The organism is uncultured Flavobacterium sp. (assembly GCF_963975005.1).
Taxonomy (GTDB): Bacteria; Bacteroidota; Bacteroidia; order Flavobacteriales; family Flavobacteriaceae; genus Flavobacterium.
Genome location: NZ_CAXBFR010000016.1, coordinates 16,153 through 37,579 on the forward strand (window position 1 = coordinate 16,153; position 21,427 = coordinate 37,579).

General features: G+C 28.6%; 20 protein-coding genes. 15 read left to right on the top strand and 5 right to left on the bottom strand.

The window, feature by feature from the left end; all coding sequences use genetic code 11:
* Positions 1-32: 32 nt before the first annotated feature.
* Entirely contained in the window at positions 33-2,210 is a 2,178-nt protein-coding gene (gene rnr / locus AACZ53_RS03450) for a ribonuclease R (protein ID WP_339834817.1), read from the bottom strand.
* A gap of 742 nt (positions 2,211-2,952) precedes the next feature.
* Between rnr and rpiB the strand changes: the two genes are divergently transcribed.
* The 6 genes from rpiB to AACZ53_RS03480 all read left to right on the top strand — a co-directional run bounded on the left by rpiB (position 2,953) and on the right by AACZ53_RS03480 (position 9,270).
* Complete coding sequence (gene rpiB / locus AACZ53_RS03455) at positions 2,953-3,384, top strand: ribose 5-phosphate isomerase B (RefSeq protein WP_339834819.1); 432 nt, start codon at positions 2,953-2,955, stop codon at positions 3,382-3,384.
* 120 nt (positions 3,385-3,504) lie between these two features.
* Positions 3,505-4,413, top strand: coding sequence for a cation diffusion facilitator family transporter (locus tag AACZ53_RS03460; protein WP_339834821.1), 909 nt, complete (start codon positions 3,505-3,507; stop codon positions 4,411-4,413).
* Positions 4,414-4,463: 50 nt separating this feature from the next.
* Positions 4,464-5,516, top strand: coding sequence for a hypothetical protein (locus AACZ53_RS03465; protein WP_339834823.1), 1,053 nt, complete (start codon positions 4,464-4,466; stop codon positions 5,514-5,516).
* 1 nt (position 5,517) lies between these two features.
* Positions 5,518-6,231 (top strand): M15 family metallopeptidase, encoded by a 714-nt coding sequence (locus AACZ53_RS03470; protein ID WP_339834824.1) that lies wholly within the window; start codon positions 5,518-5,520, stop codon positions 6,229-6,231.
* Between the two features lie 18 nt (positions 6,232-6,249).
* Positions 6,250-7,068, top strand: a complete 819-nt coding sequence (locus AACZ53_RS03475; RefSeq protein ID WP_339834826.1) for an NAD(P)H-hydrate dehydratase — start codon at positions 6,250-6,252, stop codon at positions 7,066-7,068.
* A 78-nt stretch (positions 7,069-7,146) separates the two neighbouring features.
* On the top strand, positions 7,147-9,270 hold the full coding sequence (locus tag AACZ53_RS03480) for a Tex family protein (protein ID WP_339834828.1): 2,124 nt from the start codon (positions 7,147-7,149) through the stop codon (positions 9,268-9,270).
* Positions 9,271-9,273: 3 nt separating this feature from the next.
* Here the strand turns inward: AACZ53_RS03480 and AACZ53_RS03485 are convergent, their stop codons facing one another.
* From AACZ53_RS03485 to AACZ53_RS03500, 4 genes are all read right to left on the bottom strand, one after another.
* Positions 9,274-10,170, bottom strand: a complete 897-nt coding sequence (locus tag AACZ53_RS03485; protein WP_339834830.1) for an outer membrane beta-barrel protein — start codon at positions 10,168-10,170, stop codon at positions 9,274-9,276.
* The gene (locus AACZ53_RS03490; protein WP_339834832.1) at positions 10,154-11,227 is read right to left on the bottom strand and encodes an RNA polymerase sigma factor; all 1,074 of its coding nucleotides are present in this window, start codon (positions 11,225-11,227) and stop codon (positions 10,154-10,156) included. Before AACZ53_RS03490 ends, AACZ53_RS03485 begins: the two co-directional genes overlap by 17 nt.
* Positions 11,228-11,238: 11 nt before the next feature.
* Positions 11,239-12,207, bottom strand: coding sequence for a hypothetical protein (locus AACZ53_RS03495; protein ID WP_339834834.1), 969 nt, complete (start codon positions 12,205-12,207; stop codon positions 11,239-11,241).
* A gap of 129 nt (positions 12,208-12,336) precedes the next feature.
* A complete protein-coding gene (locus AACZ53_RS03500; protein WP_339834836.1) occupies positions 12,337-12,540 on the bottom strand; it encodes a twin-arginine translocase TatA/TatE family subunit in 204 nt (67 codons plus the stop codon).
* 129 nt (positions 12,541-12,669) lie between these two features.
* Between AACZ53_RS03500 and AACZ53_RS03505 the strand changes: the two genes are divergently transcribed.
* From AACZ53_RS03505 to AACZ53_RS03545, 9 genes are all read left to right on the top strand, one after another.
* On the top strand, positions 12,670-13,536 hold the full coding sequence (locus AACZ53_RS03505; RefSeq protein WP_339834838.1) for a M23 family metallopeptidase: 867 nt from the start codon (positions 12,670-12,672) through the stop codon (positions 13,534-13,536).
* A gap of 166 nt (positions 13,537-13,702) precedes the next feature.
* A complete protein-coding gene (locus AACZ53_RS03510) occupies positions 13,703-15,190 on the top strand; it encodes a GH3 auxin-responsive promoter family protein (RefSeq protein WP_339834840.1) in 1,488 nt (495 codons plus the stop codon).
* Between the two features lie 7 nt (positions 15,191-15,197).
* Positions 15,198-16,070, top strand: coding sequence for a carboxypeptidase-like regulatory domain-containing protein (locus AACZ53_RS03515; RefSeq protein ID WP_339834841.1), 873 nt, complete (start codon positions 15,198-15,200; stop codon positions 16,068-16,070).
* A 33-nt stretch (positions 16,071-16,103) separates the two neighbouring features.
* Positions 16,104-16,979, top strand: coding sequence for a carboxypeptidase-like regulatory domain-containing protein (locus AACZ53_RS03520; protein ID WP_339834842.1), 876 nt, complete (start codon positions 16,104-16,106; stop codon positions 16,977-16,979).
* A gap of 33 nt (positions 16,980-17,012) precedes the next feature.
* The gene (locus AACZ53_RS03525; protein ID WP_339834844.1) at positions 17,013-18,701 is read left to right on the top strand and encodes a hypothetical protein; all 1,689 of its coding nucleotides are present in this window, start codon (positions 17,013-17,015) and stop codon (positions 18,699-18,701) included.
* 5 nt (positions 18,702-18,706) lie between these two features.
* On the top strand, positions 18,707-19,666 hold the full coding sequence (locus AACZ53_RS03530; protein ID WP_339834845.1) for a hypothetical protein: 960 nt from the start codon (positions 18,707-18,709) through the stop codon (positions 19,664-19,666).
* Positions 19,667-19,675: 9 nt separating this feature from the next.
* Positions 19,676-20,539, top strand: a complete 864-nt coding sequence (gene rfbA / locus AACZ53_RS03535; RefSeq protein WP_339834846.1) for a glucose-1-phosphate thymidylyltransferase RfbA — start codon at positions 19,676-19,678, stop codon at positions 20,537-20,539.
* A 71-nt stretch (positions 20,540-20,610) separates the two neighbouring features.
* Positions 20,611-21,162, top strand: a complete 552-nt coding sequence (gene rfbC / locus AACZ53_RS03540) for a dTDP-4-dehydrorhamnose 3,5-epimerase (RefSeq protein WP_339834848.1) — start codon at positions 20,611-20,613, stop codon at positions 21,160-21,162.
* Positions 21,156-21,427: sugar nucleotide-binding protein (locus AACZ53_RS03545; protein ID WP_339834850.1), on the top strand; the 272-nt coding region annotated here is incomplete at its 3' end. The genes rfbC and AACZ53_RS03545, both read left to right, overlap by 7 nt.

Here is a 21,427-nt window from a genome sequence, read left to right on the forward strand (position 1 = left end):
TTTTTAACTAGTGACTAATCACTATTCATTACTTACTCTTTTTTTCTCAAATAAGTAAAATCAAGTTGTTTCTTAACTAAATCTGCGTTTTTAACTTTAACGTAAACTTCGTCTCCTAATTGTATGATGTTTTTAGAAACTTCACCAACTAGTGCATATTGTTTGTCATCAAATGTGTAATAATCATCTTTAATTTCTCTAATTCTACACATTCCTTCACATTTATTTTCGATGATTTCAACGTAAATTCCCCATTCAGTAGCACCAGAAACAACACCTAAGAATTCTTCATCTTTATGATCTTGCATGTATTTAACTTGCATGTATTTGATAGAATCTCTTTCAGCTTGTGTTGCTAAATACTCCATTGAACTTGAATGTTCACATTTTACTTCATATTCTTCCGCTGAAGCACTTTTTCCGACATCTAAATAATGTTGTAGTAATCTATGTACCATTACATCAGGATAACGTCTAATAGGTGATGTAAAATGACTGTAATAATCAAATGCTAAACCATAATGCCCAATATTCTCTGTTGAATATTTAGCTTTACTCATGGTTCTAATAGCTAAAGTGTCAATTAAATTTTGTTCTTTTTTACCATTAACATCTTGCATTAATTGGTTTAAAGATTTTGAAATATTTTTTTTATCTCTCAGATCTAATTTATGTCCAAATCGACCAATCAAAGTTTGAAGATTTAATAATTTATCTTCATTAGGTTCATCGTGAATTCTATAAACAAACGTTTTCTTTTGTTTTCCAATGAATTCTGCTACTTTTCTATTCGCTAAAAGCATGAATTCTTCAATTAAATGATTAGCATCTTTTGAAACTTTAAAGAAAACTCCAATTGGTTCTGCTTCTTCATTCAAATTGAATTTTACTTCTACTTTATCAAACGAAATGGCACCAGCTTGCATTCTTTTTTTACGTAGAATTTTAGCTAATTCATCTAATTTTAAAGTTGCCTCAACAATGGGTTGTGGAACTTGATAAGATTCACCAGTTATAGAAATATCAGCTGGAATGATATCTGATTTTGTTTCAATAATACTTTGAGCTTCTTCATAAGCAAATCTTTGATCTGAATAAGTTACGGTTCTTCCAAACCAAGAATCAACTATTTCAGCTTTATTATTCAGTTGAAAAACTGCTGAAAATGTATATTTTTCTTCATGAGGACGAAGTGAACAAGCAAAATTTGATAAAACTTCTGGTAACATTGGAACCACTCTATCTACTAAATATACTGAAGTTGCTCTATTATAAGCTTCATCATCTAAAATAGTTCCTTCTTTTAAATAATGCGAAACATCAGCAATGTGAATTCCGATTTCATAATTTCCATTTTCTAAAACTTCGAATGATAAAGCATCATCAAAATCTTTAGCATCTTTTGGATCAATAGTAAAAGTTAGCGTTTTTCGCATATCTCTCCTTTTATCAATCTCATCTTGGGTTATGGAAGTATCAATTTTTTTTGCGTAAGCTTCTACTTCAATAGGAAAATCATAAGGCAAACCATATTCTGCTAAAATCGCATGAATTTCTGTATTGTGTTCTCCAGGTTTTCCTAAAACTTTAGTCACTCTTCCAAAAGGAGAATCAGCTTTCTTAGGCCAATCTTCCATAGTAACTAAAACTACATCACCATTTTCTGCTTCACCCATTTTATCTTTTGGAATAAAAATATCGGTGTACATTTTATTGTTAGCCGTTGTTACGAAAGCAAAGTTTTTTTGAATGTCAATAACGCCAACAAAATCAACTTTATCTCTTTCTAAAATTTCTAAAACTTCAGCTTCTGGCTTTCTTGAGCTTCTTCGGTTATACACATAAACTTTAACCTTATCTTTATCTAAAGCGTGATTTAAATTTTGGAAAGGAATGTATACATCTTCTTCTAATTCATCACAAACAAAATAACCTGATTTTCTAGTAGTCATATCGACTGTACCTTCGTAATATTCAGATTTAGCTATAATTTTGAATTTTCCCTTTTCAGGTTCTTCAATTTTCCCTTTTTGTTTTAAACGATTTAATTCTTTGATAATTTCGTTTCTACTTTTAGTATCATTCACATTTAACGAAGCAGCAATTTGCTTGTAGTTAAAAGTTTTGTTTGCATATTTTGCAATAATTTTTAAAATTTGTGCAGTAAAATCTTTTTCGTTACTGCCATACTTTTTAATCTTCTTTGTCATATTCTTTTTCTTAATAAAGTTTAAAAGTACAAATTAGTATTCAGTATTCAGTATTTAGTATTCAGTTTTATCATTATGATAACATTTCAAATTTATTTATTTAGTACATTAAAAATCTAAAAAATGCTAATATTGAATCTAAAATCTTAGAAGTTTTCAACATATATTAAAAACAACAAAAATATTTTTAATTAAATTTAAATTATTGATGCTTATGATAGCTTGTTAATAGTTACTATAAAATTTTGAAAAAGACGTTGGATTTTTAGTTTAAGTAATTTATACACATTAATTAACAATGTTATGAAATTGTAAAGTCCTAAAATTGAACCTTTTTTTAGTTTTTATTAACAGTTGTTAACAACCAAAAAAAGGTAATTTTCCTTGATAAGTTTATTTAGGTTTTGTGTTAATAAGTTGCTTTTTTATATTAATAAGTTTAAAAAAAATAAGCGAAACTTTATTAGGTTTTTAAAACTTGGTTTTGGATTAATAAAAATTTTAATGCGTTGTTAAAAAACTTCTTAAAATCTATCTTTATTTATTAACAACAGATGTTAAATTAACATTAACTGATTATCAACTAGTTGTAAAATTCTATTAACAATCGTAATTTGTAAACATATAATTAACTATAAATCAATAGTTTATAAAAAAAAGTAAGAAAAGGTCTTTTCTATTTAATTTCTAATTTTGCTTTAACTAACTTTGTATCAAACATACACACTAAAAAACACATTATATGAAAATTTCTATCGGAAATGACCATGCTGGTCCAGATTACAAAAAAGCAATTATACATTATTTAGAAGAAAAAAGACACACAATAATCAATCATGGAACGGACACTTTTGATAGTGTTGATTATCCAGATTTTGGTCATGAAGTGGCTTATGATGTACAAACGAAAAAAGTAGATTTTGGAGTTGTAATTTGTGGTTCAGGAAATGGAATTGCCATGACAGCAAATAAACACCAAGATGTTCGCGCTGCTTTATGTTGGATGAAAGAAATTGCTGAATTAGCTCGTCAACATAATGATGCAAATGTAATTAGTATTCCAGCAAGATACACTTCAATTCAACAAGCTGTTGATATGGTTGATACTTTTTTAAACACAAAATTTGAAGGAGGAAGACATGCTAATAGAGTCAATAAAATAGCTTGTAAATAATAATAAGGAGATTCGGATTTTTAGAGAAGAGATTTTTAGGTGTTATTTTTTTAAAAAAATGTTTAATGTAATCTTCCTTTTTCTGAATATTTAATATCCTAAAATCCGATAATTTTTAAAATGAGTCACAACCACAACCATATTCATAAACATCAAGTACAAGGAAAGAACCTATTATTTTCAATTTTACTAAATATAGTTATTACAATTGCTCAAGTTGTTGGTGGAATTTTTTCTGGAAGTTTAGCTTTAATTTCTGATGCCCTTCACAATTTTACAGATGTTATTTCACTAATTATTAGTTACGTTGCTCATAAACTATCCAGAAGGGAAGCATCTTTTGAACAAACTTTTGGATTAAAACGCGCTGAATTAATTGCTGCTTTTGTAAATGCTTTATCTTTAATTGTTGTTGCAATTTATTTGATTTATGAGGCTATTTCTCGCTTTTTTCATCCACATGATATTCAACCGACAATAGTTATTTGGTTAGCAACTCTTGGAATAGCTGTTAATGGCTTTTCTGTTTTATTGCTAAAAAAAGATGCGGATCACAACCTGAATATGAAATCGGCTTATTTGCATTTATTAACCGATATGTTAGCATCTGTTGCGGTTTTGGTAGGAGGTTTGTTAATGTATTTTTATCAAATCTATTGGATTGATAGCGTTTTAACTTTGATAATTGCTTTATATTTAATTGTAGTTGGATTTGATTTACTATTAAAAGCCACAAAAATGTTAATGCTTTTTACACCAGAAGAGATTGATATAGAAGAAATAGTTAGAAGCGTAAATCAAATAAAAGGTGTAAAATTACTGCATCATGTTCATGTTTGGCATTTGAATGAAGAAGAATTACACTTAGAAGCCCATTTAGATTGTTCAGAAGACATAAAACTGAGTGATTTCAACGATATGTTACATCAAATAGAAAAAGTGTTGTTTGAAGAATTTCATATTAATCATGTCAATATCCAACCTGAATTTCAAAAAGAAGATCCAAAAGAAATAATTGTGCAGGATTAATTTTTATATTCAAATAAAAAAACTACATTTCTTTACAATAAAATTAGACAATGAGCGGAGAAAAACAACAGTTAAAGAAAAAATATTATCCTATAAATGCTAATTTAAAAAGTTATCTTGAAAAATATAAAAGGCTAACCAAAACCAAAGTTTTTTATGACGATTTGTTACGTTTTCAAGGAAGTATAACTGTTTTTGATAAAGAAGATAAAGACACTTTATGGGTCAAAGTTTATTATAATGAATATGAAAAAGAAGAATTAGATAGAAGTCTAAAAAAAATATACACATTATTACATTCTGACGGAGATGAAGGGAGTATAGAATTTTTAAATGTGGATTATATTGACTTTTGCACCTTTGGAAATTCAAAACCCTTTAGAGTAAAGATTAGAAATATTTTAAATGATAATTACACTCATTTCTACATTAAAAAAGCTGATGCTTCAAGGATTTTTGGTTTAGAAATTGAACATATTATTTCGCCAAATAGTATTAATTTTTTAGTCTATGAAGACACACTTATTGAAGAACACATTGTTGGAATTCCAGGAGATGTTTTTTTAGAAGAAAACTTAAAAAATTGCAATGAAAATGAAAAGACCCAAATAGCAAAAGAGTTTGTAAAATTCAATGAGCGTTGTATGATTGGACTTTTGGGTGATATGCGTTCGTATAATTTTGTAGTTATTCCTATTTATGATTTTGACCAACGAATTTTTAGAATTAGAGCCATTGATTTTGACCAGCAAAGCTATGAAGGAAGTTTTAAACTCTATAAACCCCATTTGTTTAAAGAGAATTTTAAGTTTTCAGAATTAGTACAAAATAAACTGAACCCTAAGTCAATTACACAATATCAAATAGAAGAACGTTCTATTATTGTAAAAAGATTAATAGACACCAAAGCAAGATTAAGACGATTAGTTGAAGCTATGAAATCGACAAAGCTTGCACCAATTGAACACATTCAACAATTACAAGAAGAAATTTATGAAGTGACTCTAGATATGGATTTCAAAAAAGCCAATTCAATGGGAGAAATTGTTCAAGCAGCTTTAAATTTTATGATAAGAAACTATAAAGTAGAAGACAATTATTAATTTGAGAAAAGCACTATTCATATTTTGTACTTTAGGCATTTTTTCTTGTAAAAAAGAAGCAAGTGAAAAGCATGAAATGGTTTTACCAAGCATAGAAAATATAAAAGAAACAGTTTTAGTTTTGCCCGAAGTAAAAGAGCAAAAAGAAAACAATTCTGAAACAATTAAAGACACTTCATTTGTTAACATTCAAGTCTTAAGTTCAGATTTTGTATTAGATTTAAAATACGCTACAACAGACAATTTTTTACATCAAAAAGTATATGATTGTCCAGAATGTTTTTTGAGAATTAGTACTACAAAAGCTTTGGTAAAAGCCAATCAAGAATTAATAAAAAAAGGCTTCCGTATAAAATTATACGATTGTTATCGCCCTTTGGATGTTCAAAAAAAGATGTGGAAAATTCTACCAGGAACAAATTATGTAGCCAATCCAAAAAAAGGGTCAAAACACAATCGTGGTGCAGCCGTCGATTTGACTTTAGTAGATTCATTTGGTAATGAATTAGATATGGGAACAAAATTTGATTTCTTTGGACGAGAAGCACATCATACTTATTTAAACCTTCCAAAAGAAGTTTTACAAAACCGAAAATTACTAAAAGAAACTTTAGCTAAATATGATTTTAAAAGCATTTATAACGAATGGTGGCATTACGAATTTCGACCAGAAAGACATTCAACAGTTTCTAATTTTAAATGGAAATGTAATTAACGCTTAATTTTACTTATAATGAAAACAATTGATAAAGCTTTAATTAAAAGTATTTATAAAACAAGAGATGAAAACACTCATAAAGGAAATTATGGTCATGCTTTATTAATTGCAGGAAGTAAAAATAAAATGGGAGCAGCTTTAATCGCTTCAAAAGCGTGTTTGCGTTCAGGAACAGGTTTACTAACCGTTTCAATTCCTGAAGAAGAAAAAAACACTCTAAATACTTTTTTACCAGAAGCAATGCTTTCTTTTAGAGATAACCTCATAGATTTATCATTGTTTGATGTTATTGGAATCGGACCAGGTTTAGAACAAAATGAAGCGGCTCAAAAATTAGTTTATTCTGTTTTTTTAAAAGCAAAATCTTTAGTTATTGATGCAGATGCCTTAAATATCTTAGCCCAAAATCAAGATTGGTTTAGTCAGTTGCCAAAAAATTCAGTTTTAACACCACATCCAAAAGAATTTGATAGATTATTTGGAAATCATGATTCTGAAGAAGAGCGAAGAACAACAGCTATAGTTAAAGCAAAAGAATTCAAATGTATACTAGTTTTAAAAGGACACAAAACGTTTATTACAAATGGAATTGATATTTTTGAAAACACAACAGGAAATTCGGGTTTAGCAAAAGGTGGTTCTGGTGATGCTTTAACCGGAATGATAACTGCGTTTTTAGCCCAAAATTATACATGTTTAGAAGCAAGTATTTTAGGAGTTTACCTTCACGGATTAGCAGCAGACATTACCTTAGAATCACAAAGTGAAGAAAGTATGTTGATAACTGATGTGATTGAAAATATAGGTCACGCTTTCCAAAAAACACAGGAATAAACTTCATATAAATTCAGCACAAATTTTAGCAAACTGAAGTAATTTGCATAAATTGCACCTTAGAAATTAAATATCAAAATGAACCAAATTCAATTCATAAAAACAGTTGTAAACACTGTTGATAAAAACATAGAAGCCACTTTAAAATTACTTTCAGAAGATTGTACAATTCCCTTTATTTCGCGTTACCGAAAAGATACAACCGGAAATTTAGATGAGGTTCAAATTGAAAATATTGCCAAACTTTCAAAGCAATATGACGAAATCGTAAAACGAAAAGATTCCATTATAAAAACAATTGAAGAACAAGGACAATTGACTTCAGAACTAAAATCAAAAATCCAAAATAGTTTCGATTTACAAGAAATTGAAGATTTGTATTTGCCATACAAAAAGAAGAAAAAAACCAAAGCAGATGTAGCTCGTGAAAACGGATTAGAACCTTTGGCAAAAATAATAATGGCTCAAAATAATGACGAAATTGACTTTGAAGCTTCAAAATACATTTCAAAAAATGTAATTAATGAAGATGATGCTTTACAAGGCGCAAGAGACATTATTGCAGAATGGATAAACGAAAATGTTTACATTAGAAAGAATTTGCGTCGTTTGTTCCAAAGAAAAGCAACTGTAACTACAAAAGTGGTTAAAAAGAAAGCTGAAGAAGAAGACGCACAAAAATTCAAACAATATTTTGATTGGTCAGAACCTATTTCAAAAGCACCTTCACATCGTTTATTAGCCATGCTTCGTGCAGAAAATGAAGGTTTCATCAAACTAAAAGTTGAGGTTGATAATGAAGAAGCTATTGATTTCATCGAAGAAAACATTTTAAAAGGAAGAAATGAAAGTACAGAACAAGTCAAAATCGCTATAAAAGACAGTTACAAACGTTTATTAGAACCAGCTATTTCAAACGAAACCCTACGAGAAGCAAAAGCAAAAGCCGATGAAAAAGCCATAGATGTTTTTGCTGGAAATTTAGGGCAATTACTTTTAGCACCACCTTTGGGTGAAAAACGAATTTTAGCTATTGATCCAGGTTATAGAAGTGGTTGTAAAATCGTTTGTTTAGATGAAAAAGGGGATTTATTATACAACGAAACCATTTATCCACACGCACCACAAAACGAAAGCGGGATGGCGATGAAAAAAATCCGTTCGATGGTAAATGCTTATAATATTGAAGCAATTTCTATTGGAAACGGAACAGCAAGTCGCGAAACCGAATTTTTCATCAAGAAAATCGCTTTTGATAAACCCGTTCAAGTATTTGTAGTTTCAGAAGCTGGTGCATCAGTTTATTCAGCAAGTAAAATTGCACGTGAAGAATTTCCAACGTATGATGTAACGGTTCGTGGTTCAGTTTCTATTGGAAGAAGATTATCGGATCCATTGGCAGAATTGGTAAAAATTGATGCCAAATCAATTGGAGTTGGACAATATCAACATGATGTAGATCAAACTAAGTTAAAAGAAGAATTAGATACAGTTGTAGTTCGTTGTGTGAATTCAGTTGGAATAAACATCAACACAGCCAGTAAATCATTATTAAGCTACGTTTCCGGAATTGGAGAAAAAATGGCCGAAAACATAATAGCTTACCGTTCAGAAAATGGACCATTTGAAGACCGAAAGCAAATCAAAAAAGTACCAAGATTAGGAGAAAAAGCTTATCAACAAGCCGCAGCTTTTATTAGAATAAAAGATGGAAAAAATCCTTTAGACAATTCAGCTGTTCATCCAGAAGCTTATAAAATTGTCGAAAAAATGGCAAAAGAATTAAAAATTTCTGTGGCTGAACTGGTCGGAAATAAAGAGAAAATCAGTCAAATAAAACTAGAAAATTACATAACAGAAGAAATTGGAATTCTAGGACTAAAAGACATCGTAAAAGAATTAGAAAAACCAGGTTTAGATCCAAGAAAATCGGCCAAAGTATTCGAATTTGATCCTAATGTAAAAACCATGAACAATTTAAGAGTTGGAATGATTTTACCTGGAATTGTCAACAACATTACAGCTTTTGGTTGTTTCGTTGATGTTGGAATCAAAGAAAGTGGATTGGTTCATATTTCTCAACTAAAAGAAGGCTTTGTTTCTGATGTAAATGAAGTAGTAAAACTCCATCAACACGTTCAAGTAAAAGTCGTTGAGGTGGATGAAGCTCGAAAAAGGATTCAGTTGACGATGATATTATAATTTTTAAAAATGATATAAAAAGCTAATTCCAAACGTGTTTTGGGTTAGCTTTTTATCTATTGCAAAAGTTTCTCCATTTTGTTTAAAAACTATTTTTTTTGTATTCGAATAAGAATAACTTAGTCCAATAGACCATTGTTTATAAATAGCATATTCAACTTGAAATAAGTATCCAAAATAGAATGTTTTGGCATTAAATTTTTGTGATTCATCCAATGTTAAGGGAAGATTTCCAGATGAACCTTTAAATGTGGATTCATAATTGCTTACAGCACCAAAAACACCAAAAGAAGGTGTGAACTTTTTAATTTCCCAGTAAAACTGAACTGGTATTTGAAATTGAAAACCTTTTGTATTTAATGTTTCAAATAATTTTGGGCTTCCCTCGTCGGTGAAGTAATAACCATTTAAAAAGGAAGCTGAATCAGCATTATTTATTTGAGATTCATTTATTGTCAAAAATGTTTCAAAACCTGTTCCTATAGAAAAATTAGGATGAAAAACTGCTTTTTTTACAAAAACTCCCAGTCCAATAGTTTGTTGATTTTTAGCATTAAATTCTTTTAATAAAGTATTGGCAATAAATCCCAAATTAAATTTAGAACCAAACTTCCAATTAGAATCAAAACTCTTTTCTTTTTTTTCAATTACTAAAGTATCAACAGCAATAATTGTTTTTTTATTATTTTGAATAATTGTGAGTTGAGGTTTTTTACCTTTTTTATCTGAAGATATAGTTACTTTATCAATTTTTATTTTATCTAAAGGTTTTTCTACATAAACAGTATCTCTAATAATAATTTCTTCATATACATAAACAGTATCTACCTTTTTTTCTTGAGCAAAGCTAAAATTTAGTACTAATAAGAGTACCAAATAAACATTATTCTTTTTCCACATAAATAGTGTCTTTTTTTATAATTTGTTTTTTGATGACTACGACTTTAGGATTTTCAGGTTCAATTATAGAATCTTTAGCAACAATAATTTTTGGCGTTTTAACCTTATTTGTGATTTGAGGTTTCTTAATTTCAAGAACTAATTCCTCTTTTTTTAGTTGTGGCTTTTCAATAATGGTATCTTCTTTTATAAAATCTTTGCGTTTTTCCGATTCAACATTTATTTGGATTTCTTTTACGAAAGGTTCTTCAGTTTTTGAAACAGATATATTTTCTTCTTTAAGGAAAAACAGAACTAATAAAATCATAAAAAAGAAGAAGGCTACGATTTTTAAATATTTATAATAATTCTTATTTTTTAATAAAAAGAAGTATTCTAAATTTTCAATATTTTTGGATGAGTCAAAGGCTTTTTTGGGATTAATTTCAAAAGAAGAAAAAGAGTTTTTGTAATAATTTGCAAAAATTTGATTTCCAAAACCAAAAAACAATAAAAAGGCAATTCTTCTTTTTTTCTTTTCGTCAGTTTTACTATTATTCAACTTATTTATAAGGAATTGCTGAATATTTTTCCGTGCTCTTGACAAACTTGATTTAGATGTTCCAACAGAAATATTTAATAATTTGCTGATTTGTATATGCGAAAATTCGTCAATGATATACAAATTAAAAACCGATTTATGATTTTCAGAAAGAGAATCTATGGCTTCCAATAAATCTTCATGACTAAAATCAGAAGCTAAAATGGCCGACTTTTTATCAATTGCTACTATATTCATTTCAGTGGTTTCATCTATAAATTCAATACTATTGGCATCAGTATAATTAACTATGCTTTCTTTTTTCAAATAATTAATTGCTCTATTAATCACAATTCTACTTAACCAACCCTTTAAGGCTTCTTTGTTTTTTAAATCATTTTCTTTTTGAATAGCAACAATAAAAGAATCTTGAACAATATCCTCTGCCGTTGACAAATCTTTTATATACCTACGACAAATCCCCAAAAGTTTTGGGGATAATATGCTGTAAACTTCATGCCAATTGAGTTGTTGCATTTGCATTTGTTTTAATCAATGAATAAACTTGTGTAAACTTCATCAGCAGCAGTTGTCATTGTTATAACATTGTTTATTTTTAAAATTTGACTGTTACTACCTTCAATAGTATACAAATTATCATTTAGTACAGAAAACGTTTTTATAATATCAGTTTGTGGAATTGAATAATTAAGAATCGAATTTTTATATATGTTAAATAAACTACTAAAATGCATCTCATTACCATCAAACAATAACTTCTCAACATTCTGAATGATTGAATTGTTTGATTCAACATTTGTATTTAAGTTTTTGTAATAAACAGAATTCGTGTTTGAATTTGAACCATAAACATAAATTTCATTATTATTTTTAGTAGCAATTCCTTTTAATTCTATACCATTTGTTACACTTTGAAATGTTGTATTTACATAAATTCCTGCATCAGGAGTAGTAACATACACATTATTGTTCATAAATTTTATACTACATGGTTTATTAAAAACATTAGAAGTATTATTATTCAACAAATCTGTAGCTATGTTATTTTTCCAAGTTTTTAAACTAAATTCACCAGTACTCCAATCTTTCGTGTAACCCACTAAGTACACATCATTTCCTACTACATCTAAATCATCAATGATTAATGCATTATTTAAAGTTTGATTAAAATACAAGGCACTTAAGTTTGTTAAAACGCCATTTTTCCATAATAAACTCGCACCATAATTGTTGCCCCCAGAAGGATAAGCTTTTCCTAATACATATACATCTCCACTAGATTCAATTATTTTGATTGATTCAGTACCTAAGAATGTTCCAGCGTCTAACATTACTAGTTGATTGTTTTTCCAATAACAAGCTTGTTCATTTTTTTGTCCAGCAACATATACATCTACTGGGTTTTGAGTAGTAGGGTTAACTAGATTGTCATCATCATTGCAACTAATGGTTAAAGTTAACAAAACCATTGATAAAAGATAGAATAAATTTTTCATGTAATTAATATTTTAAAGTTATTTCTATTAAGACATATAAAAACAAAAAGGTTGCAGTAAATAAACAAAAAATCCCAAACACCAACAAAAATTGGAATTTGGGATTTTCTTTTTGAAATTTTAAAAAGCTTACTCTTTTGTAGAAGTTTCGTCTTTTTTTAAATCTTTATTTTCTTCTTCTTTCATGGCGTTTTTAAACTCTTTAACACCACCACCAAGACCTTTCATTAATTCAGGAATTTTTTTACCACCAAAAAGTAATAAAATGATAACCACAACTAAGATTATTTGTGGAGCACCAATTACACCTAAAAATATAGATAATGTATTCATTTTTTTAAAATTTAATACTGCAAAGATAAAAAGAAAATAACAAATGCTACTTTTTTAACGAATTATTATCCTTATGCTAATCTCTTAACAAAGCATAATTCTTATATTTGTAAAACAAACCGCTTAAGAATGTCCAAAAAAAGAATTAAAAGACAACTATTAAAAAATAAATTATTCAACAAACGAAGACTTGTAATTCTTAATGAAGATACCTTTGAAGAAACTTTTTCATTAAAATTAAACTTAATGAACGTCTTTGTTGGAGTGACACTTTCTGCTATTTTTTTAATATCGATAACAACCTATATAATTGCATTTACACCGCTTCGTGAGTATATTCCAGGGTATGCTTCAACTAAATTAAAACAAGATGCTATTGTTTTGGCTATTAAATCAGATTCCCTTCAAAACAATGTAGAATTAAACAATAAATACATTGCTTCTATAAAAAAAGTATTAATTGGGGAACTAGAATATGCAAAATTGAACAAAGACTCTCTTCAAAACAATAACATTGTTAAACCAGAAGATTTTGATGTAAAAGCCACACAAGAAGAACAAAAATTAAGAGATCAAGTAGCTATTGAAGACAAATACAACGTGTTTGATAAATCAAAATCAAAAGTCAACTTTGTATTATTTCCACCTACAAACGGAAAAATCATAAAAAAATACAATCCAGTTACTAAGAACTATGGAATCGAAATTGCCGTTGCCAAAGACACACCAATTAAAGCCGTAGCCACTGGAACAATTTTGTTTGCAGATTGGACACCAACGGCAGGTTATGTAGTGATTATCAAACATAAAGATGAATTGATTTCAGTGTATAAAAACATATCTTTTTTAACAAAAGCTGTAAGAGACAATGTGCGTTCTGGGGAAGTTATCGGTCAAGCAGGAAGTAACGAATTTCAAAACAATAGTGGTAATTTCTACTTCGAACTTTGGAAAGAAGGTTTTCCTATAAACCCAACGCAATTTATTAATTTTTAGAAATGTTTTTAGAAGCTATTTCCTGCCATCCATTACAAGTTTTTTGCAAAAAATGTGTTTTTATAAGTCATAAAAAGAGCTTCCTTTGGTCGCTTTTTTACAACCACAAAAACTACATTTTTTCACAAAAAAGCTTTTCATTCCTGTCTGGGCTAATTTACAAACTATGAGTATAAAAAGTTTCGCAGCAAAAATATTTGCCAAAAGCATACATTCACAAACTCAAAAATGGGCTTCAAATCCAATTGAAACCCAGCAAAAAGTTTTTTTAGATTTAATTCAACAAGCTTCTGAAACCGAATTCGGAAAAGATCATAATTTCTCGCAAATCACATCACATCAAGATTTTGTAAAAAATGTTCCTGTAAGAGATTATGAAGGGCTAAAAAATTATGTAGAAAAAGTTGTAAAAGGAGAATCAGACATTCTTTGGAAGGGAAAACCACTATATTTTGCAAAAACATCAGGAACAACATCTGGAGCCAAATATATTCCTTTAACTAAAGAATCGATGCCTTTTCACATTCAGGCTGCTCGAAATGCTATTTTAAGCTATATTCACGAAACAAGAAAAGCCGATTTTGTAGACGGAAAGATGATTTTCTTACAAGGAAGTCCAACGTTAGAAGACAAAAACGGTATAAAGTTAGGACGTTTATCAGGAATTGTGGCTCATTTTGTACCAAAATACCTTCAAAAAAACCGAATGCCAAGTTGGGAAACCAATTGCATAGAAGATTGGGAAACTAAAGTCAATGCTATAGTAAATGAAACTATAAACGAAGACATGGCTGTTATTTCCGGAATTCCATCTTGGGTGCAAATGTATTTTGAAAAACTAAAAGAAAAGGCAAATAAACCAGTTGGTGACATCTTTAAAAACTTCAATTTATTTATTTATGGAGGCGTAAATTATGAACCATATAGAGCAAAATTCGAAAATTTAATCGGTCGAAAAGTAGATTCAATTGAGCTATTTCCAGCTTCAGAAGGCTTTTTCGCTTACCAAGATTCACAAACAGAAAAAGGAATGCTTTTGTTATTAAATTCAGGTATTTTCTATGAATTTATAAAAGATAATGAATTTCATACAGAAAAACCTAAGCGATATACTATTGGAGAAGTCGAATTAGGTATTAATTACGTTTTAATAATTTCCACAAATGCTGGCCTTTGGGCATATAACATTGGTGACACAGTTCAATTTACCAGTTTAAAACCATACAGAATAATAGTTTCAGGAAGAATTAAACACTTTATTTCAGCTTTTGGAGAACACGTAATTGCAAAAGAAGTCGAAAGTGCTTTACAAGAAGCTACCGAAAACACTGAAGTTCGAGTTAACGAATTCACAGTTGCTCCACAAATTAATCCAGATTCAGGATTGCCTTATCACGAATGGTTTATAGAATTTCAAAACGAACCCAATAATTTGGAAGAATTTGCGTTAAAAATCGATAATGCCATGCGAAAGCAAAATGCCTATTATGACGATTTAATTATCGGTAAAGTTTTGAGAACATTAGTCGTTTCAAAAGTATCCAAAAACGGTTTTCAAGAGTATATGAAATCCATTGGAAAACTCGGTGGACAAAACAAATTACCAAGATTAAGTGATAATAGAGAAATTGCAGATAAACTAAGTAGAGAATAGAACAAAGATGAAAGAACAAAGACTGTTATTTTTACTATTACTAACCACATTTTCCCTTTCAGCCCAAGTAAAAGGAGTTGTTTTGGATAGTATTTCGGGCAAATCTATTGCTTATGCAGCAGTTTTATACGAAAACTCAAGAATTGGTGTAAACACAGATGAAAACGGAAATTTTGTTTTACCTCAAAAAGATTCATTAAGCATAATTCATGTTTCTAATTTGGGTTATTTTGATAAAAAAATATCAAAAAACTCAAATTTAATTGTAAAACTTGCTCCAAAAACTTATGAATTAAATGAGGTTGTTGTTATTGGAAAGCTTAACACTCAAGAATTAGTTTTAGGTATATTAAAAAAAGATGGAACATCATATGGAAATGGAGGAACATCTCATATGTGGGGACGTTTTTTTAAATTTGAAAAGGAAAACAAAACATTTCAGTTTATTAAAGAAATTAAATTTATAACAAGATCAAGAGTTAAAAATTCAAAAATAAAACTTCGAATATTCACAATTGACTCATTAAAAGAAATTGAAACAAATATTTTAGAAGATGAAATAATAATAACTTGTAAAAAAGGAAAGCAACTACAAACAATTGACTTAACAAGTTATAATTTAGTTTTTCCAAAAGAAGGTTTAATGATTGCTTTTGAAAGTTTAGTTATAGAAGAAAATAAATTTGAATATAAATATACAATGGAAGGAAAAAAAGGCAGGTTTGAAGGAGTTACTTATGAACCTCACATTGTTGGATATTTTGATTCAGAACCTAATGTATATTTAATTAAAGAGAATAAAGCGTCCTTATTTAAATTTCAGCCAAAAGGATATAAAACGTATCATAATATAAGTCTACAATTAACCTTAACTAATTAAAAAATTCGACAATATTTTCAATTTAAATCACAAATGAAAAAAATCATTCTTTTATTACTAACTACACTTTCCCTTTCAGCCCAAATAAAAGGAGTGGTTTTGGATAGTATTTCAGGCAAACCAATTCCTTATGTTGGAGTATTTACTTCAAAACCAGAATTTAATTTTTCTTCAAATAAAAAAGGAAAATTTAAAGCAGAAAATTTAACCAAACAAGATACATTATGGTTTTTTACAACAGGTTATGAAGAAAAGAAAATTACTGTTGAAGGTTTAAGTAAAAAAATCCTTTTAAAACCAATTTTAAATAATCAAGAAAAAGAGAATATCAATCTATATAATCAAAAAAAGCAATGGATAGATTTTCAAACTAATAATTCTTCTTCTCTTAAGACTACATCTTCTTTATCAACAAGTTTAAAAGCTTATTTTATAGAAGGTATTAACTCTTCTAATAAAAAGATTATACTAGATAAATTTAGCTTTAAAGCAGTAAATCTTACCCAAAAAACAAATGTTTTTAAAATTCGCTTTTTTAAAGTAGATTCTCTTCATAAAGTAGGAGAAGAAATTTTAACAGAATCTATAATTGTCAAAATGGAAACTTCAGAAAAAAGAGAACCTTATGCTGTTTATCACTTCAATGAATTAAGAGAAATTGATCTTTTGGATAAAGAAATTGAAATTCCTGAAGAAGGTTTTTACATAGCATTAGAATCAATAAACATTAAGCAAAATCAATATAATGCCATTTTCAATAAAACGAATAATAGTCTAATTTCACCCTCTATTAATGCTACAAATATTGAAGCAAACGTTTACTCTTATATTAAAGGAAATTGGAAGAAGATTGAAAAAGCAAATTTTTTTCCAGACTTTAAAATATCAATTGCAACCACACAAAACTAAAAATCTTATATTTGCAGGTTAGAAAATCAGATTATGAAAGAAATTAAAAACATATCACGATCAAGAGCACAAGAATCATCAGCTGCAATTGAACGTTTATACATAAGCATGCGTCACCTTTTTAACAGAGGTTTTTATAAACCAATGGGCATTTCTGGAGAAACTTTGCGTGAAGCCTTATTATCATTACGTCCAGAAATTTATGGAAGTATAGCTGAAGAAAAAGTCGAATTAAGCGGCTTATTATACGTTATTGAAAGACTTCCTGTTGGAATAGAACAATGTCGTTTTATAAACTTGACTTCAGATGAAGGATATGCTAATTCGCATTTTAAAGCTATTGTTCCTCCAAAAAGAAGAAGAAATTGTTATAGAATTGACGACGAACAAATGAACGTGGAAATCACACGTGGTCGATCTGATATTTATGATATTTTGACGCATTTGACTTTTATTTTTATTGAATCACACAAAATAAAAGACCGCGTTTTAATAGATGAAATTGGAGAAGTTACTCGTGATTGGCAAAAACTAGAAGAATTAGTTCTTCAAAATAAAAAACTGACTGTAGTTGAAAGAGAAAAAGCCATTTCACATATTTCAAGTGTTTTAGGAAGAACATTTGCAGAAGTTCAATCTATTTATCCAGATTTTTCTACTCCAGAAGCACCAGAACGTTTTTTACATATTGTGTACTGGTTAGGAAAATTAGCTATTGAGGAATTAGTTTTAAATAACAAAAGAACTATAACTTTTAGTCCGATTTTAAGAGAACGATTAGGACATCATATTTATGGAGAAATTTGGGCAAATAGTATTAAAGAGGTTTTACAAAAAAACAATTTAATAGAACGACCAATCCATATTATTAGTGCTAATATGCACAGTGTTATGAATTCTATCTTTGCAGAACCAGTTCTTGGAAAAAAATACAAAGATGCTACAGAATTTCAGGTTTTTGAAGATTTAAGTGGTTCTAATAATAAAGATTTACGTAAAAAAGTTGAAGATTACGCTCTTAAAAACGGAATGATTTCTTTGCCAGATACTTCAGGAACGAACATTGATGTACAAATTTTTGATACTGCTCAAATAGATTTCAAAAAATCAGCTTTTCCATCAGCTTCATTTGAAAAAGACAAACCCGTTTTAATCGTAATGGATTATGCTTTCGGAGAACAAGCTTTTGAAACAATTGATGAGTTATTAAAACCTTATAAAATAGACAAGACAAAGATTTTCTTAAATGTTGAGTCAGTTTCAATTATGGGTAAAGCAGGAATTCTTGAAGGAGGAAAAGGTGATATAATGATTCCTTGTGCTCATATTAATGAAGGAACAGCAGATAATTATCCTTTTGAAAATGAATTAACCAAGGAAATGTTTGAAGAAAATGGAATATCTGTTTTTGCTGGACCAATGGTTACTGTTTTAGGAACATCACTTCAGAATAGAGATTTGTTGAAATTTTTCCATGAATCAACTTGGGAAGCAATAGGTTTAGAAATGGAAGGAGCTTATTATCAAAAGGCTATTCAGTCAGCCTCAAAAATTAGAAAAAGTATCAATCCTAATGTAAAAGTTAGATATGCTTATTACGCTTCAGATAATCCTTTAGAAACAGGTAGTACATTAGCTTCTGGAGGTTTAGGAACAACAGGAGTTAAACCAACTTATTTAATTACAATAAAGATTTTAGAACAAATATTTAACACAAAATAAATCACATGAGTACAAATTCTCAAGAACAAGAAATAGATTTAGGTCAGTTATTTAATAAGGTATCAGGTTTTTTTAAAAACATTATAAATTCATTTTTTAATTTAATTTTCTTTATTCAAAAAAAGATTATCATTATCATTATTTTATTTATTGTGGGTGTTGCATTAGCTTATTTAGCTGATGGGAAGAAAAATTATGAGCATGAAATATCAGTTATTCCAAACTTTGGAAGTAATGAGTATTTATACAAAAAAATAGAAGAATTAAATACTAAATTAAGAGAAGGTGACCCCGTTTTTTTTAAAAATATTGGTATAAAAGATTACGAAAATATTTCAAGTATTTCAATTGAAGCATACCCAGCTATATATAATTTTATTAATAATAAAGATCAAGAAAATAATTTTGAGTTAATAAAATTGATGGCAGAAGATGGTAATATAGAAAAAATATTAAACTCTGAAATGACTAGTAAAAACTATTATCACCATAAAGTTACAATAGTTACAAAGGGTATGTGGAAAAGAGAAGACTTAATTGATCCGATTCTTACTTATTTAAATAAAAGCCAATATTTTTTAGAACAACAGAAAATACATCAACAAAACTTAGAAGAAAAATTAATCGCAAACGATTCACTAATTAAACAAGTTGATAAAATAATTTCTTTATTATCTTCAAATAGTAAAGGAGGTTTAAATGTATCTATTTCAGAAAACAGTAGCATTCCAGAGTTAGTAAATAAAAAAGACAATTTAATTTCTGAGAGTCATCTTTTAAAAACAAGTAAGATTATATCAGATAAAATAATTAAAGAAGAAAGTATTGTTTTAAATATTAGAAAATACGTTCCATTGGTATTAAATTCTAAAATTTTATTTCCAATTTTATTAATTTTATTTTATTTAATTGGGTTAGCATTTCTAAAAATATATAATAAACAAAAATTAAGAATTAAGCAATAAACTTAAAATATGAAAGGAATTATATTAGCAGGTGGTTCAGGAACAAGGCTTCATCCCTTAACATTAGCGGTAAGTAAGCAAATGATGCCTATTTATGATAAACCAATGATATACTATCCCTTGTCAACTCTAATGTGGGCAGGAATAAGTGAAATATTAATCATTTCAACACCTCATGATTTGCCGTTATTTCAGCAATTACTTGGTGATGGAAAAAAACTAGGTTGTCGTTTTGAATATGCTGTTCAAGAAAACCCAAATGGATTAGCAGAAGCTTTTATCATAGGAAATGAATTTATAGGAGACGACAAAGTAGCTTTAATTCTAGGAGATAATATTTTCTATGGAACGGGTTTAGCGGAATTACTTCAAGCAAATAACAATCCTGATGGTGGAATCATTTATGCTTATCACGTTCATGACCCAGAACGTTATGGTGTTGTTGATTTTGATAAAGATGGAAATGTACTTTCTATTGAAGAAAAACCCGAAATGCCAAAATCTAACTATGCTGTACCAGGAATCTATTTTTATGACAACTCAGTTGTTGAGGTTGCCGCAAACATAAAGCCAAGTCACAGAGGAGAATTAGAAATTACAGATGTCAACAAAGAATATTTAAAAAGAGGTACTTTAAAAGTAAGTATTTTAGATAGAGGAACAGCTTGGTTAGATACTGGAACTTTCCAATCTTTAATGCAAGCGGGACAGTTTGTACAAGTTATTGAAGAGAGACAAGGGTTAAAAATTGGAGCTATAGAAGAAGCTGCTTTTAAAATGGGATTCATTGATGCTAATCAATTAAAGGAATTAGCACAACCTTTACTAAAAAGTGGTTATGGAATACACTTAATGAGTTTATTACAAGAATAGAAAAAGTTAAATAAAGAAATTATTGTACATAAAGATTGAATTGAATTTTAATTTTTGCAATTGATATTGATATGAATTTTATAGAAACAAAACTAGAAGGTTGTTTTATCATTGAACCAAAAATAATCAAAGACGAAAGAGGTTATTTTATGGAAAGTTTTAATGAAAATACTTTTGCAAAAGGAATAGGTAAAACAGTTCATTTTGTTCAAGATAATCAGTCTTATTCTTCAAAAGGAGTTTTGAGAGGTTTACATTATCAAACAGGAGAACATGCTCAAGCAAAATTAGTAAGAGTTCTTCAAGGAGAAGTTTTAGATGTAGCCGTTGATATTAGACCAGAATCTAAAACATTTGGTCAATATGAATCTATAGTACTTTCAGGAGAAAACCAAAAACAATTTTTTGTACCAAGAGGTTTTGCACATGGTTTTGTTGTTTTAAGCGAAACAGCTACTTTTTTCTATAAATGTGATAATTTTTACAACAAAGAAAGTGAAGGTGGAATAATGTTTAACGATTCTTCACTAAATATAGATTGGCAATTTCCAATTGAGAAATGCATTATTTCTGAAAAAGACCAAATTTTACAAGAATTAAAAAACGCTAAGAAAGTATGGTAGTTTTAGTGACAGGAGCAAACGGACAATTAGGTCAATCTCTTCAATTTATTGCAGAAAAACACCCTGAAATTGAATTTGTGTTTTGTGATTCAAAAAAGTTAGATATCACAGATTATGACAATGTAAATGACGTTTTCAATGAGTTTATTCCTGATTATTGTATAAATGCAGCAGCATATACAGCAGTTGATAAAGCAGAATCAGAACCAGAAAAAGCCTATTCAATTAATGTACTTGGGCCACAAAACTTATCAAAACTTTGTAA

Coding starts and splice junctions, on each gene's coding strand:
- rnr (WP_339834817.1), bottom strand. CDS start 2,210: ATGACAAAGAAGATTAAAAAGTATGGCAGTAACGAAAAAGATTTTACT.
- rpiB (WP_339834819.1), top strand. CDS start 2,953: ATGAAAATTTCTATCGGAAATGACCATGCTGGTCCAGATTACAAAAAA.
- AACZ53_RS03460 (WP_339834821.1), top strand. CDS start 3,505: ATGAGTCACAACCACAACCATATTCATAAACATCAAGTACAAGGAAAG.
- AACZ53_RS03465 (WP_339834823.1), top strand. CDS start 4,464: ATGAGCGGAGAAAAACAACAGTTAAAGAAAAAATATTATCCTATAAAT.
- AACZ53_RS03475 (WP_339834826.1), top strand. CDS start 6,250: ATGAAAACAATTGATAAAGCTTTAATTAAAAGTATTTATAAAACAAGA.
- AACZ53_RS03480 (WP_339834828.1), top strand. CDS start 7,147: ATGAACCAAATTCAATTCATAAAAACAGTTGTAAACACTGTTGATAAA.
- AACZ53_RS03485 (WP_339834830.1), bottom strand. CDS start 10,170: ATGTGGAAAAAGAATAATGTTTATTTGGTACTCTTATTAGTACTAAAT.
- AACZ53_RS03490 (WP_339834832.1), bottom strand. CDS start 11,227: ATGCAACAACTCAATTGGCATGAAGTTTACAGCATATTATCCCCAAAA.
- AACZ53_RS03495 (WP_339834834.1), bottom strand. CDS start 12,207: ATGAAAAATTTATTCTATCTTTTATCAATGGTTTTGTTAACTTTAACC.
- AACZ53_RS03500 (WP_339834836.1), bottom strand. CDS start 12,540: ATGAATACATTATCTATATTTTTAGGTGTAATTGGTGCTCCACAAATA.
- AACZ53_RS03505 (WP_339834838.1), top strand. CDS start 12,670: ATGTCCAAAAAAAGAATTAAAAGACAACTATTAAAAAATAAATTATTC.
- AACZ53_RS03510 (WP_339834840.1), top strand. CDS start 13,703: ATGAGTATAAAAAGTTTCGCAGCAAAAATATTTGCCAAAAGCATACAT.
- AACZ53_RS03515 (WP_339834841.1), top strand. CDS start 15,198: ATGAAAGAACAAAGACTGTTATTTTTACTATTACTAACCACATTTTCC.
- AACZ53_RS03520 (WP_339834842.1), top strand. CDS start 16,104: ATGAAAAAAATCATTCTTTTATTACTAACTACACTTTCCCTTTCAGCC.
- AACZ53_RS03525 (WP_339834844.1), top strand. CDS start 17,013: ATGAAAGAAATTAAAAACATATCACGATCAAGAGCACAAGAATCATCA.
- AACZ53_RS03530 (WP_339834845.1), top strand. CDS start 18,707: ATGAGTACAAATTCTCAAGAACAAGAAATAGATTTAGGTCAGTTATTT.
- rfbA (WP_339834846.1), top strand. CDS start 19,676: ATGAAAGGAATTATATTAGCAGGTGGTTCAGGAACAAGGCTTCATCCC.
- rfbC (WP_339834848.1), top strand. CDS start 20,611: ATGAATTTTATAGAAACAAAACTAGAAGGTTGTTTTATCATTGAACCA.